This window comes from Escherichia sp. WS33 (assembly GCF_046486385.1).
In the GTDB taxonomy this organism is placed as follows: Bacteria; Pseudomonadota; Gammaproteobacteria; order Enterobacterales; family Enterobacteriaceae; genus ECMA0423.
Genome location: NZ_JBJQLJ010000022.1, coordinates 63,255 through 78,620, shown reverse-complemented (window position 1 = coordinate 78,620; position 15,366 = coordinate 63,255). Strand labels below are relative to the sequence as shown.

14 protein-coding genes are annotated in these 15,366 nt (G+C 49.3%); 3 read left to right on the top strand and 11 right to left on the bottom strand.

Going from position 1 to position 15,366, the window contains the following annotated elements:
* From ACJHXA_RS17395 to yiaK, 5 genes are all read right to left on the bottom strand, one after another.
* On the bottom strand, positions 1–72 hold a 72-nt coding region (locus ACJHXA_RS17395), incomplete at its 3' end, for an IS1 family transposase (protein WP_001568368.1).
* 94 nt (positions 73–166) lie between these two features.
* Complete coding sequence (gene yiaN, locus ACJHXA_RS17390) at positions 167–1,444, bottom strand: 2,3-diketo-L-gulonate TRAP transporter large permease YiaN (RefSeq protein ID WP_001533711.1); 1,278 nt, start codon at positions 1,442–1,444, stop codon at positions 167–169.
* Positions 1,445–1,446: 2 nt separating this feature from the next.
* Positions 1,447–1,920: a 2,3-diketo-L-gulonate TRAP transporter small permease YiaM gene (yiaM, locus tag ACJHXA_RS17385; RefSeq protein WP_000721664.1), complete on the bottom strand. Its 474-nt coding sequence runs from the start codon at positions 1,918–1,920 to the stop codon at positions 1,447–1,449.
* A gap of 117 nt (positions 1,921–2,037) precedes the next feature.
* Positions 2,038–2,505, bottom strand: coding sequence for a YhcH/YjgK/YiaL family protein (locus ACJHXA_RS17380; RefSeq protein WP_000576096.1), 468 nt, complete (start codon positions 2,503–2,505; stop codon positions 2,038–2,040).
* An 11-nt stretch (positions 2,506–2,516) separates the two neighbouring features.
* Positions 2,517–3,515 carry a 3-dehydro-L-gulonate 2-dehydrogenase gene (yiaK, locus tag ACJHXA_RS17375; RefSeq protein ID WP_000869039.1) on the bottom strand — a complete coding sequence of 333 codons (999 nt, stop codon included), beginning with the start codon at positions 3,513–3,515 and terminating at the stop codon, positions 2,517–2,519.
* Positions 3,516–3,715: 200 nt separating this feature from the next.
* On the opposite strand from yiaK, the gene yiaJ reads away from it, so the two are divergent.
* Together yiaJ and ACJHXA_RS17365 are read left to right on the top strand one after the other, a co-directional pair.
* Complete coding sequence (gene yiaJ / locus ACJHXA_RS17370; protein WP_000514230.1) at positions 3,716–4,564, top strand: IclR family transcriptional regulator YiaJ; 849 nt, start codon at positions 3,716–3,718, stop codon at positions 4,562–4,564.
* Between the two features lie 101 nt (positions 4,565–4,665).
* Positions 4,666–5,139 carry a 4Fe-4S binding protein gene (locus tag ACJHXA_RS17365; protein WP_001296790.1) on the top strand — a complete coding sequence of 158 codons (474 nt, stop codon included), beginning with the start codon at positions 4,666–4,668 and terminating at the stop codon, positions 5,137–5,139.
* A gap of 151 nt (positions 5,140–5,290) precedes the next feature.
* On the opposite strand, the gene avtA is transcribed toward ACJHXA_RS17365, so the two are convergent.
* Entirely contained in the window at positions 5,291–6,544 is a 1,254-nt protein-coding gene (gene avtA, locus ACJHXA_RS17360; protein ID WP_000144347.1) for a valine--pyruvate transaminase, read from the bottom strand.
* Positions 6,545–6,721: 177 nt separating this feature from the next.
* Positions 6,722–8,752, bottom strand: coding sequence for an alpha-amylase (gene malS, locus ACJHXA_RS17355; protein WP_000761263.1), 2,031 nt, complete (start codon positions 8,750–8,752; stop codon positions 6,722–6,724).
* 319 nt (positions 8,753–9,071) lie between these two features.
* Here malS and ACJHXA_RS17350 point away from each other — a divergent pair, with 319 nt between their 5' ends.
* On the top strand, positions 9,072–9,896 hold the full coding sequence (locus ACJHXA_RS17350; protein WP_001297957.1) for a protein bax: 825 nt from the start codon (positions 9,072–9,074) through the stop codon (positions 9,894–9,896).
* A 107-nt stretch (positions 9,897–10,003) separates the two neighbouring features.
* Here ACJHXA_RS17350 and xylR read toward each other — a convergent pair whose 3' ends face one another.
* The 4 genes from xylR to xylF all read right to left on the bottom strand — a co-directional run bounded on the left by xylR (position 10,004) and on the right by xylF (position 15,030).
* Complete coding sequence (gene xylR / locus ACJHXA_RS17345) at positions 10,004–11,182, bottom strand: D-xylose utilization transcriptional activator XylR (RefSeq protein ID WP_000494484.1); 1,179 nt, start codon at positions 11,180–11,182, stop codon at positions 10,004–10,006.
* Positions 11,183–11,259: 77 nt separating this feature from the next.
* Positions 11,260–12,441 carry a xylose ABC transporter permease XylH gene (gene xylH, locus ACJHXA_RS17340; protein WP_000045978.1) on the bottom strand — a complete coding sequence of 394 codons (1,182 nt, stop codon included), beginning with the start codon at positions 12,439–12,441 and terminating at the stop codon, positions 11,260–11,262.
* The gene (gene xylG, locus ACJHXA_RS17335) at positions 12,419–13,960 is read right to left on the bottom strand and encodes a D-xylose ABC transporter ATP-binding protein (RefSeq protein ID WP_001146482.1); all 1,542 of its coding nucleotides are present in this window, start codon (positions 13,958–13,960) and stop codon (positions 12,419–12,421) included. The genes xylH and xylG overlap by 23 nt, the downstream gene beginning before the upstream one ends.
* Positions 13,961–14,037: 77 nt before the next feature.
* Positions 14,038–15,030 carry a D-xylose ABC transporter substrate-binding protein gene (gene xylF, locus ACJHXA_RS17330; RefSeq protein WP_001296518.1) on the bottom strand — a complete coding sequence of 331 codons (993 nt, stop codon included), beginning with the start codon at positions 15,028–15,030 and terminating at the stop codon, positions 14,038–14,040.
* Positions 15,031–15,366 lie beyond the last annotated feature (336 nt).

Below are 15,366 nucleotides of genomic sequence, written 5' to 3'. Positions count from 1 at the left end.
GGTGCTTTTGCCGTTACGCACCACCCCGTCAGTAGCTGAACAGGAGGGACAGCTGATAGAAACAGAAGCCACTGGAGCACCTCAAAAACACCATCATACACTAAATCAGTAAGTTGGCAGCATCACCTGCGTAGGTTACAGAGCGTAATTTCATAATATTTTCCTTTTAATTAATCCATTTCAAAGGGAGGATGATGAGATCGGGAATAAAAACAAATACGACTAATAATGAATATAAAACCAGGACGTAAGGGAAAACGCCTCTGACTGCATCATCGAATTTGAGTTTTGCCACCCCTGAAATAACGTTAAGTACATTACCGATAGGCGGTGTAATTAAGCCGATTGAGCAGTTAATGATAAACATGACACCGAAATAAATCGGATCGATTCCTGCCTCTTTAACTAAAGGCATTAATACCGGGGTAAGAATTAATACCGTCGGCGTTAAATCCATGACCATGCCGACAATCAGGATAGCCACCATAATGACGATAAACAGCAGACGCGGTGAATCGACCAACGGTTGCAGTAAATCAGAAACCATCATCGGCAGTTCAGCAATGGTAATCAGCCAGGCGGAAACTTGTGCCGAGGCCACCAGAAACATAACCACTGAGGTGGTTTTCGCCGCGCCAATGAGTACATGCCAAAGTGTGGCGAAGGTCATTTCACGGTAAATAACTGTGGCGAAAAACAGCGCATAGAAAGCAGCAACGGCCCCGGCTTCGGTAGGGGTAAACAGACCGGAGCGAAACCCGCCAATAATGATGACTGGAAGAAACAGCGCCCAGATACCGGAGACAAAAGAGTGCCAGATTTCCTGCATCGTTGCTTTTTGCTGGCGGGGTAAATTAAGGCGACTGGCCTGCCACCACCAGGTAAGCATCAGCGTTGCGCCCATCATCATGCCAGGGGCAATGCCCGCCATAAACAGCTTACTGATGGATAATCCGCTGGAAACGCCGAAGATAATAAACGGAATGGAAGGGGGAATAATTGGCGCGATAATGCCGCCAGAGGCAATCAGCCCCGCCGCCCGGTTGACCGGGTAGTTGGCGCTGCGCATCATCGGCACCAGTAGAGCGGCAACGGCGGCGGTATCCGCAACGGCAGAACCAGAAAGGCTCGCCATAATCATAGCTGCCAGCACGCCGACGTAGCCCAGCCCGCCTGGTTTATGCCCCACCAGTTTCATCGGCAGGTCAACAATGCGTTTTGACAAGCCGCCCGCATTCATGATTTCACCCGCCAGCACAAAGAACGGAATCGCCAGCAGGGAGAAGCTATCGGCTCCGTTCACCAGCGTTTGTGCCATGATCTGGACATCAAACATGTCCAGCCAGAACATTAACGCCGCCCCGCACAACAACAGTGCCCAGGCAATAGGCAAACCGATAGCAATACCACCCAACAGACAGCCCAGAAAAATCAGCACAGCCATGATTAAGCTCCTTGCGGTGGCGACGTTAGAGAATTGCTACGCGTGATGAGTTGATATAAATGACGCAGTTCAAAGAATGCGATAACGAGGCTGGTGGGCAGACAAGCGGCATACATCAGGCCGATGGGTAAACCGAGGATCGGTGAATAATCGCTCCAGTCCTGAATTGTTTTTAGCGTTGCGCCCCAGGCCAGTGCGCCACAAATAAATAAGATTAAGGAATGGGTAACCAGAGCGACTCGTCGTTGCCATGCGGGGGAGAGTTTCTCCACCAGAAAGGTGACCTGAACGTGGGCGTTATCCATAAAAGCCACAATCGCGCCAATAAATGTTAACCAGACAAATAAATAACGTGACAATTCATCTACAGATAAAATGCTTGTCTGAAAACCATATCTTAAAATAATGTTTATAAACACAATACAGGAAAGTACGGCGAGATTAATCGCCAGTATTGCTTCAAGTATTTTTTTCATAGCTATTCCTTGAGGCTATGTCTGTCATAATTCAAGTTGCATGTGCAGCAACCTAAATTATTAATATAGTTAGAGCAATAACATTACCCAGTCGTTCTGGCGTAGACGATTATTCGATTAATTCAGCGCCGTTAATGCGACTTTAACCACAATTTTTCGTATCTCAGAGGCTGTTTGCAAAATACAACCTGGTCGGTGAACATCCTGCGGAAAGAAAATTGCGTAGCTGCCCGGTATCATTTCTATAAATGATTCATGTTCACTGTCATGATAAAAAATAATATCGCGCTGCTCTAATAGTGATTCGCTGACTTTATTATTTCCCGTATCAATAGCAATGCCGATTTTCTCTTCACCCCACGCCAGAAACTGAATATCGATATACCGACGATGCACTTCCGGACGGTTTTCCACCGCTTCGCGTGTGGTTAAATCGATAATTTGCGCATAAATATTTTTGCCGTCGATTTCGACAACGCCCGGCTCCAGGGCGTTGAAATCGGTAGCGCGCAGAAAATCGAGCCCCTTTTCAATGGCGGCGGGCAAACGGCACGGATTGGGCTGCGCGATATGTCCAAAAATCATGACTTATCTCCTTATAACGCCTGGATTTTGGCCCACACGCTGTCATCAACGGTAATACCGTTACGGCGGTTTTCGGCCAGCAGGGTAGTAAATTCGTGGCCGGGTAAGCGGATGGCCTGGTTTTCGTCAGCGCGTTCAGCGGTAGTAACGTAATCCATGATACGTTGCAGCTTGGCATCGCGGGTGGGACCGTCGATAAGCTTGTCCACTTCAATGGCAATAAAAATTTGTGAAATGCCGTATTCGTCGCTGTTGTCCTGGGTGACTTCGGCAACCGATGCGCCGTCGGAAAGGAGAGTAGCGATCATATCCAGCACAATCGACATGCCAGAACCTTTCCAGTAGCCCATCGGCAAAATGCGGCGATTCTTCTCGATAACGCCAGGTTCTTTGGTCAAATTGCCCTCATCATCAAAGCCACCATCGACCGGGAGCTGACGGCCCGCCAGGCGGTTAACTTCTAACATGCCGTAAGAGAACATCGACATCGACATATCGACCATGGTGATCGGCGTGGAAGGAATGGCGACGATCAGCGGGTTAGTGCCAATGCGACACTCTTTTGCGCCCCACGGCGGCATTACGGCGATGGAGTTGGTCCAGCAAATGCCAATATAGCCTTTTTCCGCCGCCTGCCAGCCGTAGCTGCCGCCGCGCATCCAGTGGTTGGCATTACGAAGTGCCACCAGACCAATACCGTGATCGGCAGCCAGTTCAATGGCGCGATCCATCATCTTTTTCGCCGTCAGGTTGCCGATCGAACGCTGGGCATCCCACTGTTCAATTGCGCCGAGGCTGGTTATACGTTTGGGTTGGGCATCAGGAATGATATCGCCGTTTTCCAGTTGTTGAATGAAACGAGGGAAACGATTAACGCCGTGAGAATAAACGCCGGATTCGGTGGTGCGGGCGAACATCTCTGCACAGGCGTCAGCCGTTTCGCTGTCAACGCCGCGTGAAATTAAGACCCGATTAAAGGCTGCTTTTAACTGCTCAAATGTCACTTTCATCCCAGGCTTCCTTGTTTTTTTGATCGCTTTTTTGGCTTAAAATTTCAATATGCGAAACTTGATTTCAAATATATCGATCACTTTTTAACAAAGCAATCTGATTGATGAATTTCAAAAGACATAAAAATCAAGTGGTTATAAATTATCTGTCGAGATCGTGAACTACGGCACACTTTGCGCTACCATCAGGACGCGACAAAATGGGGAAAGAAGTGATGGGAAAAAAAGAGAACGAGATGGCGCAGGAAAAAGAGCGTCCAGCCGGAAGCCAGAGTCTGTTTCGCGGGTTGATGCTGATTGAGATTTTGAGCAACTATCCAAACGGTTGTCCGTTGGCGCATCTTTCGGAGCTGGCTGGTTTAAATAAGAGTACCGTCCATCGCTTATTGCAGGGATTACAGTCCTGCGGCTATGTGACCACCGCGCCCGCCGCAGGGAGTTACCGCCTGACTACCAAATTTATTGCCGTCGGGCAGAAGGCGCTGTCTTCGCTGAATATCATTCATATCGCCGCTCCGCATCTTGAGGCACTGAACATCGCCACTGGTGAAACCATTAACTTCTCCAGCCGCGAAGACGATCACGCTATTTTGATTTATAAGCTGGAACCCACAACCGGGATGCTGCGAACCCGTGCCTATATTGGCCAGCATATGCCGCTCTACTGTTCCGCAATGGGCAAGATCTACATGGCGTTTGGTCACCCGGACTACGTGAAGTCATACTGGGAAAACCATCAGCATGAGATCCAGCCGTTAACCCGCAATACCATTACCGAGCTGCCCGCGATGTTCGACGAACTGGCGCACATTCGTGAAAGCGGAGCGGCGATGGACAGAGAAGAAAACGAACTCGGCGTCTCCTGTATTGCTGTTCCGGTGTTTGATATTCATGGGCGGGTGCCGTACGCCGTGTCGATTTCGCTTTCGACATCACGTCTGAAACAGGTGGGAGAGAAAAATCTCCTGAAACCACTGCGTGAAACCGCGCAGGCTATTTCTAATGAACTGGGATTTACTGTCAGGGATGACCTGGGCGCGATCACATAACGCTTTGGACAAGTGCCAAAACTTTAACATTTCCTTCGTTGGATCAAAGCAGTAGGGACGCGCTCTCTGGCACTCTGCTGTTTTAGTGCAAAGGAGTGATCATGAACCGGTTTATTATTGCGGATGCGACGAAATGTATCGGTTGCCGTACCTGTGAAGTGGCTTGCGCAGTGTCGCATCAGGAGAATCAGGATTGCGCTGCGTTGTCACCAGACGAGTTTATTTCCCGTATTCGTGTCATTAAAGACCACAGCTGGACCACGGCAGTAGCCTGTCATCAGTGTGAAGATGCACCGTGCGCGAATGTCTGCCCTGTTGACGCGATAAGCCGCGAACATGGGCATATTTTCGTTGAACAAACACGTTGCATTGGCTGTAAAAGCTGTATGCTGGCTTGCCCGTTTGGTGCGATGGAGGTCGTTTCTTCGCGCAAAAAGGCGAGGGCGATTAAGTGCGATCTGTGCTGGCATCGGGAGACGGGACCGGCCTGTGTTGAAGCCTGCCCGACAAAGGCGTTGCAGTGCATGGATGTCGAGAAAGTGCAGCGGCATCGGCTACGGCAGCAGCCTGTTTGAAACGTTTTTCCGGCGTTTCTCAACGCCGGAATAGTGCGCTTTGTTTATGCCAGATGCGGCGTAAACGCCTTATCCGGCCTACAAATTCTTCCAAATTCAATATATTGCAGAAATCATGTAGGCCTGATAAGCGTAGCGCATCAGGCAATTTTTAGTGACTTTCAGCCCAGGCTCTTTCTATCTCTTCCGCCAGAATCTTCACCCCCGCCTCAATTTTCTCCGGCTCTGGTACGTAGTTCATGCGCATACATTGATGCGTATGCGGCCACGGTTTATCCAGCCCTGGGAAGAAGTTGTGCCCCGGCACCATCAGCACGCCGCGTGCTTTCAGGCGCTGATAGAGCTGCTCGGTCGTAATGGGCAAATCCTTAAACCATAGCCAGAGGAAAATGGCTCCTTCCGGTTTATGAATCAGGCAGCGATTTTCCGGTAAATAGCGGCGAATGATGGCGATAGTTTCCTGAACACGCTGGTAGTAAAACGGTTTGATGACTGTTTCAGACAGGCGCAGCAGATCGTTACGCTTAATCATTTCACACATCATCGCCGGACCAATACCGCCAGGTGCCAGGCTGATAATGCCGTTCATATTGGTGATGGCGGTGATGATTTTTTCATTGGCGATGATAATGCCGCAGCGGGAGCCAGGCAGCCCCAGCTTGGAAAGACTCATGCACAGCACGATATTCGGATTCCATAGCGGGCGCGCTTCACTGAAGATGATACCCGGGAACGGGACGCCATAAGCGTTATCAATCACCAGCGGAATGCCGTGTTGATTCGCCAGCGCGTCAAGCTTCAGCAACTCTTCGTCAGTAATCACATTGCCTGTTGGATTCGTCGGCCGGGAGACGCAAATCATCCCGGTTTCTTCGCCAATATGCAGATGCTCAAAATCGACGTGGTATTTAAACTGGCCTTCCGGCAGCAGTTCAATATTCGGACGCGCAGAGACAAACAGATCTTCTTCCAGTCCGGCGTCAGCGTAGCCAATGTATTCCGGTGCCAGCGGGAACAGCACTTTTTTGACCCGACCATCGGCACGGCGTCCGGCAAACAGATTAAATAAGTAGAAAAACGCGCTCTGGCTGCCGTTTGTTAGTGCAATATTCTGTGCTTCGATATCCCAACCCAACTTCTCGCGCAGCATTCCGGCAAGCAGTGTGAGTAGCTCCGTTTTCCCCTGTGGACCGTCGTAATTGCACAGTGCATCAGTCGCTTTGCCACTTTCCAGCATGTCGGTCAGTAGCGTCTGGAAGTAGTCCTGCATTTCCGGGATCTGCGCCGGATTACCGCCGCCGAGCATAATCGCGCCAGGCGTGCGTAAACCGTCGTTCAGATCTTCCATCAGCAGCGTAATGCCGGAGTGGCGGGTAAATTTGTCACCAAAAAGGGAGAATGTCATAGCGGGATATCTGTCGAACTCTGTAGCAAGGAAGGTAACAATAACGCTACATTTGCTGGGGTGCAAATCGGTCTGTTGGAGAGTGAGCGGTGCTTTATCCTGCAACGCTGATTAGGGCTGACATTTTATCCTGGTTGGCGGCTTCCCGAGGTACTGACGAACGGGAAGCCGGAAAAGTCACTGTTGCCCAGCCCAGATGACCAGCACTTTATCGTCGCCATGCTCACGAACAAAGCCGTAGCCCTGCTTCAGCGAAAGTGTCGTTTGTTTGCCCGCGCCAATTGCGGGATGGCGGGCGCGGAACTGGCTGATTTTCTGCCAGTGCGCGACGTTGGCGGCAGATTTACCGCTAACATCCTGCCAGTTCATATCCGAACGTGTACCTTGCAGCGGATCAGAACCTGTAGGACCGAACGGACGCGAGGATTCATCGCCATAAAAGATTTGTACCGCGCCTGGCGCTAATAGTAATAACTCTGCTGCTTTGTCGCCCCCTTCACGGAACAGACGGGTATCATGCGACGAGAGGTAGCTCAACACGTTGAAACCCTGCAATTTCTCCGCCATTTGCTGCCAGGTCGTATCCATCTGCGCCAGACAATCGACTGCTTTCGCCGCCTGCTCCTGATAATCGAAATTGATCATCGCATCGAAGCCGTGGCGATAGTAGTCACTTTGCATCACGCCGTGGCCCCAGGCTTCACCGGTCATCCAGAAAGGTTTGTCATCTAATGCTTTGTCGGGGTAAGCTTTTTTCCATTCGCGAAGCGCGGCGCTGGCTTCGGTTTTCAGTTGCTGCCAGGCGGGCAACTCAACATGTTTGGCGGTATCGACCCGAAAACCATCAATCCCATAGTCGCGGACCCACTGACTTAACCAGTGGGTTAAGTAATCGCGAGGTGTAAAGCCTTCGATGACTTTAGCGTGAGTATCCGTTTTGTTTTTATAGAACACCGGCAGACCAGAAGCGGTAGTTGATTCGGTTTTGATATCCGGCAAAAAGGCCAGCGACATAGTGAGATCGTCGAATCCAGGATTGTCGTAATCGCCGATATCCGTTCTGATCCAGTTTTTTCCCCACCATTTATCCCAGCCTGTTTTGTCGCTGAAATTAATGTAATCGTTAAAGCTATGCCAGGTTTGCCCGGCGGCAGGTTTCCAGTCGCTCCAGCGTTCACCCAGCGTTTTTTTCACCTCGTCACCAGAAAGATATAACGCGCCAAACTGATACTCCTGCATATCCGCCAGCGTGGCATAGCCGGTGTGGTTCATCACGACATCAAAGAGAATACGAATACCGCGCTGATGTGCGCTATCAACCAGCGTCCGTAGATCGGCTTCGTTGCCCATATTGGCATCAAGATTCGTCCAGTCCTGTGTGTAATAACCGTGGTAGGCATAATGCGGGAAATCGCCTTTTGTACCGCCGCCGACCCAGCCGTGAATTTGCTCAAATGGGGCGCTTATCCATAAAGCATTAACGCCCAACTGCTGGAGGTAATCCAGTTTGTTGGTCAGGCCGCGTAAATCGCCGCCGTGAAAAGTGCCAATTTCCGCCATACCGTCTTTATGACGTCCGTAACTCTGGTCATTACTGGGATCGCCGTTTTCGAAACGATCTGTCAGCACAAAGTAAACCGTGGCGTTATGCCAGTCGAAAGGGGCAGGGGCGTCAGTTTCTGCCCGTTCCAGCAGGAGTAAACCGTTGCTGGTAGCAGCGGGTTGTAACGTTATTTGACCGTTCTTCACTATCGCAATTTGCTGGCTGTAATAATCCCGTACGGCGGCTCCTTCCGGGAAAGTGGCGCTGACATCCAGCGTGAGCGGTAATCCATCCCATTTCGGGCATTCACGGACCAGGTTTGCTACCGGTTCGGCGGCGTTCTGGATGGAAATCATCAATGTTGGCGTACCGGAGCGGGTGTCTATTTGCAGCGTATATTTGCCGTCTCTGAACAATCGCCATTGAGGCGGCGTGTTGCTACAAGGTTGCAGGGAAAGCATCTGATTGAGTTTTATCGCATCTGCAGGCTGCCAGCACTGTTGGTCAAAATTTAGCGTGAGTGGACGCGTACCTTTGGGCAACTGCGCGTGGCTGACAAATGTTCCCGTTCCCTGTTCGCTAAAGGCAGGGAACCCCGGAGAAGTCCAGCTGGCGGCAACGGCGAAGCCAGGAAGGAGTGTCAGAAAACAGGCGGCGAGTTTCATGGTGGATGAGTCCTTATTGCTGCGATTTCAGACAGTTTGCCAGCGATAAGCCAGACAAAACTCATCCCTGAGCGGTAAGTCCACAGGATGAGAAGCAAGGGTGAGCGATCTCGCGCAAAAAACGGCTGAATTTTGCGATAAACCCCACATTTTCTGCGATTTAGCGCCAATCTGAATCGTTAACACGTGACATAGTTTCAGATTTGGACTATTCCTTGGGGTGCTCTTGACAGCTATTTTTGATATGATTTGAGATTCAACTCTCAAATTTGTGAAAAATATAAGGTGTTGGAATGATTAAATCCGACCAGGAGACCTGATGATTTTGACTCCCATACGACGATATGGGGCGATGATTCTTATGTTACTCACTCTGGTGTTTTCGAGTGAGGTGTTAGCGAAGACGCACACAACAACAGCGAGTCAAAAGTCCCACTTAACTAAAGCTAGTAATAAACAGGTAAGCAGTAAACAAGAGTATTCTCGCAATAGTGCAAAGAGTAGTTCACTTCCTGATTTGCGAAAATACCCTTCCGGAACACCAAGGAAAAAGGCGTTTCTCCGGACCGTAATGCCTTACATTACCAGCCAAAATGCAGCCATTACTGCAGAACGTAACTGGCTGATTTCAAAACAGTATCAGGGCCAATGGTCACCTGCTGAGCGTGCGCGTCTGAAAGACATCGCCAAACGCTACAAGGTGAAATGGTCTGGTAATACGCGAAAAATCCCGTGGAATACCTTGCTTGAACGCGTAGACATTATCCCTACCAGTATGGTGGCGACGATGGCTGCAGCAGAAAGCGGTTGGGGAACGTCGAAGCTGGCGCGCAACAATAACAATCTGTTCGGCATGAAATGCATGAAAGGACGTTGTACCAATGCGCCGGGTAAAGTGAAAGGGTACTCACAGTTTAGTTCTGTCAAAGAATCGGTGAGCGCCTATGTCACTAACCTGAATACGCACCCGGCTTACTCTTCGTTCCGTAAATCGCGTGCGCAGCTGCGTAAAGCGGATCAGGAAGTGACTGCCACAGCGATGATTCACAAGCTGAAGGGCTACTCGACCAAAGGGAAGAGTTATAATAACTACCTGTTCGCAATGTACCAGGATAACCAACGGTTAATCGCGGCGCATATGTAATTGCATTTCCTTGAGCCTTATCTGATTTGTCGGTCGGATAAGGCTTTTGCTCGCATCAGGTGGCTGTGCTGAGTTCCCTGATGTGACGCCGACAATTCTCATCATCGCTACAACATGACCTCGCTATTTACATCGCGATACTCTTTTGGCGTTGTGTCATATGCTTTTTTAAAAACAGAGTAGAAATATTGCAGCGATGGATAACCGCACATTTGCGATATCTCATTGATCGACAAGGTGGTTGAAATCAGCAGACTGCGCGCTTTCTCCAGCTTCTCGGCATGAATCATGGCATGGATGGTTTCACCCACCTCTTCTTTAAAACGCTTCTCAAGATTGGAGCGCGAGATCCCGACCGCATCCAGTACCTGATCCACTTTAATCCCTTTACAGGCGTGATTACGAATGTAATGCATGGCCTGAATAACGGCGGGATCGGTCAGCGAGCGATAATCTGTTGAGCGCCGTTCAATGACGCGAACTGGTGGGACCAAAATTCGCTGTAGCGGCATTTCTTCTTTATCTAATAATCGATGCAACAGTTTTGCCGCCTGATAGCCCATTTGCCGCGCGCCCTGAGCGACCGAAGAAAGGGCGACACGCGACAGATAGCGGGTCAGTTCTTCGTTATCGATGCCAATCACGCATAATTTTTCCGGTACGGGAATATGTAGATGTTCACATACTTGCAGAATATGCCGCGCTCGGGCGTCAGTAACGGCAATAATCCCGGTTTGCGGTGGCAGCGTTTGTAGCCAGTCTGCCAGCCGATTTTGCGCGTGTTGCCAGTTCTCTGGCGCGGTTTCTAACCCCTGATAAACCACTCCGCGATACTTTTCTTCAGCGACAAGCTGACGAAATGCATATTCGCGCTCAGTGGCCCAACGTTTGCCGCTTGATTCCGGAAGACCATAAAAAGCAAAGCGGTTAACGCCTTTCTCTTTTAAATGCAAAAATGCGCTTTCAACCAGCGCATAGTTATCGGTGGCAATGTAATGAACGGGTGGGTAACTTTCTGCAAGGTGATACGAGCCGCCAACCCCAACAATGGGGACGTCGACATCAGCCAGCGCTTGCTCGATCTGTTTGTCGTCGAAGTCGGCAATGACGCCATCTCCTAACCAGTCCTTGATTTTATCAATGCGGGCGCGGAAATCTTCTTCAATGAAAATATCCCATTCCGATTGTGACGCCTGTAAATATTCCCCTACGCCTTCTACTACCTGCCGGTCATAGGCTTTATTGGCATTGAACAGTAATGTGATGCGGTGACGTTTAGTAAACATGGTTCTTTTCCTGCTGAATCATGCAAAAACTCAAAACCGGTAATACGTAACCGGCTTTGAGAAAATTTTTATCAAAATCAAGAACGGCGTTTGGTTGCGGAGTCCATCCATACTGCCAGCAACAGAATCGCACCTTTAACGATATACTGCCAGAAGGTCGGTACATCCATCATACTCATGCCGTTATCCAGTGAAGCCATGATAAATGCCCCCATTACTGCTCCGGCAACGCTTCCCACTCCGCCAGCCAGGCTGGTGCCGCCAATCACGCATGCTGCAATTGCGTCCAGTTCGGCGATATTTCCCGCAGAAGGTGAACCAGCGCCAAGTCGAGAACTAAGGATTAATCCGGCGATGGCTACCATTAATCCGTTAATCGCGAACACGGCAAGTTTGGTGCGTTCAACGTTAATCCCGGAGAGACGTGCTGCTTCCAGATTGCCGCCGATGGCATAAATGCGTCGTCCAAATGCCGTCCGCGTTGCCATAAACATTCCGCCGAGTAACAGCAACGTCAGCAGCAGAACAGGAGTGGGAACGCCACGGTAATCATTCAACAGCCAGATTGCGCCTAATACGATGATAGCGGTTAAAGCCTGGCGACCGACTACTGCGGTAGAGGCCGGAGACTGCAAACCCAAAGCCTGACGGCGCATTCTTCCGCGCCATTGCCAACCAACAAAAGCCATTAAGCCAAGCGCGCCAATGATGAAGCCAGTGCTGGCAGGTAGATAGCTTTGCCCAATTTGTGACATCGCGGCGCTGGTGGGGGAAACAGTCGTGCCGTTGGTGATGCCAATGAGTATGCCGCGAAATGCCAACATGCCCGCGAGGGTGACAATAAATGAAGGGACTTTGCGGTACGCGACCCACCATCCGTTCCAGGCACCGAGAAGCAGTCCCAGAACCAACGTCACAATGATGGTAAGTGGCAAAGGCCAGCCTAACCAGACGTCACAAATCGCCGCGACGCCACCTAATAGCCCCATCATTGAGCCGACGGAAAGGTCGATTTCAGCAGAAATTATGACGAACACCATTCCTACCGCGAGGATGCCGGTAATCGCGGTCTGGCGTAACAGGTTGGAGACGTTACGGGCGCTTAAGTAGGCACCATCGGTGGTCCAGGTAAAGAACAGCATGATTGCGATGATAGCTGCAATCATCACGAAGACCTGCAAATTCAGTGATTTCAGCCCAGAAAAGCCACCGGATGTCGGTACGGCCAATTTCACTTCAGACGGATTGCTTTTCGACATGATGTTCGCTCCTCAATGCGGCTTCCATCACCTGCTCCTGAGTCAGGTTATGATTTATCAGGTTGGCTTTTAGTTTCCCTTCATGCATCACCAGTACACGATCGCTAAGGCCGAGCACTTCAGGTAATTCGGAAGAGATGACAATAACGGCAATACCCTGCTGGACGAGTTGGTTAATTAATTTGTAGATCTCATATTTCGCGCCAATATCAATACCCCTGGTAGGTTCATCAAGAATGAGAATGCGCGGGTTGAGTAACAGACAGCGGGCGAGGATCGCTTTTTGCTGATTGCCGCCGCTCAAACGTCCAATAGCAAGATCGGGGGACGACGTTTTAACTTTGAGTTGCTGAATTGATTCCAGAATACATTTTTGCTCTTCCGCGTCATCAAGCTGGCTAATGCCACCGGTAAATTTATTGAGTGCGGCGAGGGTAATATTTTTACCAACCGCCATTACCGGAACGATGCCGTCGCGCTTTCTGTCTTCGGGTACCATCGCAATCCCCTGGGCGATGGCTTGCTGACAGTTACGAATATCTACCTGTTTGCCATCAATATAAATTTTTCCTTCCCATTGTCCGGGCCACACGCCAAACAGGCACTGAATGGTCTCGGTACGTCCGGCACCAACGAGTCCGGCAATACCCAGTATTTCGCCACGTTTCAGGGAAAACGAGACATCATTAACTCGTTTAATATGACGATTGACCGGATGCCATGCCGTCAGATGTTCAATACGTAATATTTCATCTCCGGTGGTATGTGGTTCATTAGGGTAAAGCGCGGTTAACTCTCGCCCGACCATCATGGTGATAATATCGTCTTCACTCATTCCGGCAGCATCACGCGTACCAATGTGCTGTCCGTCGCGAATAACGCAAATCGTATCGGAAATCGCTTTGACTTCGTTGAGTTTGTGCGAAATATAAATACAGGCGATACCGTGCTGTTGTAGATCGCGAATAATATCCAGTAAAACCGACGTTTCCTGCTCAGTTAATGAGGCTGTCGGTTCATCGAGAATTAACAAGCGCACCTGTTTATTAAGTGCCTTGGCAATTTCAACCAGTTGTTGTTGCCCAAGCCCTAAATCGCCAACGCGGGTATCAGGTGAAATGGATAAACTGACCTGTGCGAGCAGCTTCTGACAGCGTAGCGTCATCAGGTCATAATCCATAATGCCATTGTGGGTTATTTCGTTACCCAGGAAGATATTTTCCAGCACGGTCAATTCTTTCACCAGGGCCAATTCCTGATGAATGATGGCGATACCTTTGCGTTCGGTATCGCGGATGTGACTCGCCTGAATCTCTTCTCCCGCAAAAATAATTTCGCCTTCGTAGGAGCCATGGGGATAAATACCACACAGCACTTTCATCAGCGTTGATTTACCAGACCCATTTTCCCCACAAAGTGAGACGATTTCGCCAGCATTCAACCGCAAGCAGACGTTATCAATCGCCTTCACACTGCCGAAGGTTTTGGTAATGTTCTTCATTTCAAGTAGATAAGGCATAACGACTCCACCTAAGCCAATTCATTCACGCGGCATGGAGAGAAATCACGCCCCCGCTCCGCGCCGGGGCGTAACGCTTACAGCTCGCTCTCTTTGTGGAATCCGTCTTTAACTACCGTGTCTTTGATGTTGTTTTTATTCACATCGATCGGTGTCAGGAGGCGGGAGGGCACATCTTTCAGGCCATTATTCAGTGTGGTATCTGCTTTTGGTTCCTGACCATTGCCCAACTCAACGGCAATTTCTGCGGCAGTATTTGCCAACAACGTAATAGGTTTATACACCGTCATAGTTTGCGTACCGGCAGCAATACGTTTAATACCTGCGAGATCCGCATCCTGGCCGGAAATTGCTACTTTCCCTGATAAACCTTGCGCGCTTAATGCCTGAATTGCCCCACCTGCGGTGGCATCGTTTGAGGCAACTACAGCATCAATTTTGTTATTATTGGCGGTTAGCGCGTTTTCCATAATTTTCAATGCGTTTTCCGGTAACCAGCCATCAACCCATTGGTCACCAACGACTTTAATTTTTCCGGAATCAACGTAAGGTTTTAACACTTTCATTTGTCCGGCGCGGAACAGCTTGGCGTTGTTATCTACCGGCGAGCCGCCCATCAGGAAGTAATTACCTTGCGGAACAATATCGACCAGGGCTTTTGCCTGCAGTTCACCGACTTTTTCGTTATCGAAAGAAATATAAAAATCGATATCCGCATCGTTAATCATACGATCGTAAGCTAATACTTTAATACCTTCTTGTTTGGCTTCTTTTACAACGTTACTTAATACCTGACCGTTATACGGAATAATGACAAGAACATCGACACCCCGGTTTATCATGTTTTCAATCTGCGACATTTGTGTTTCTTCATTGCCATTTGCAGACTGTACAAATACTTTCGCGCCGAGAGATTCTGCCTTTTTCACAAAAATATCTCGATCTTTTTGCCAGCGTTCAAGACGGAGATCATCAATCGCCATACCTATTTTGACTTCTTTGGCGTGTGCCGCAACGTTGGTAAGCAGAAGTGAGGTGCAAAGGGTGAGTAGAATGTTCTTTATTTTCATGGTGTAGGGCCTTCTGTAGTTAGAGGACAGCTTTAATAAGTAACAATCACCGCGATAAACGTAACCAATTTTTAGCAACTAAACAGGGGAAAACAATTACAGATTTTTATCTTTCGATTACGATTTTTGGTTTATTTCTTGATTTATGACCGAGATCTTACTTTTGTTGCGCAATTGTACTTATTGCATTTTTCTCTTCGAGGAATTACCCAGTTTCATCATTCCATTTTATTTTGCGAGCGAGCGCACACTTGTGAATTATCTCAATAGCAGTGTGAAATAACATAATTGAGCAACTGAAAGGGAGTGCCCAATATTACGACATCATCCATCACC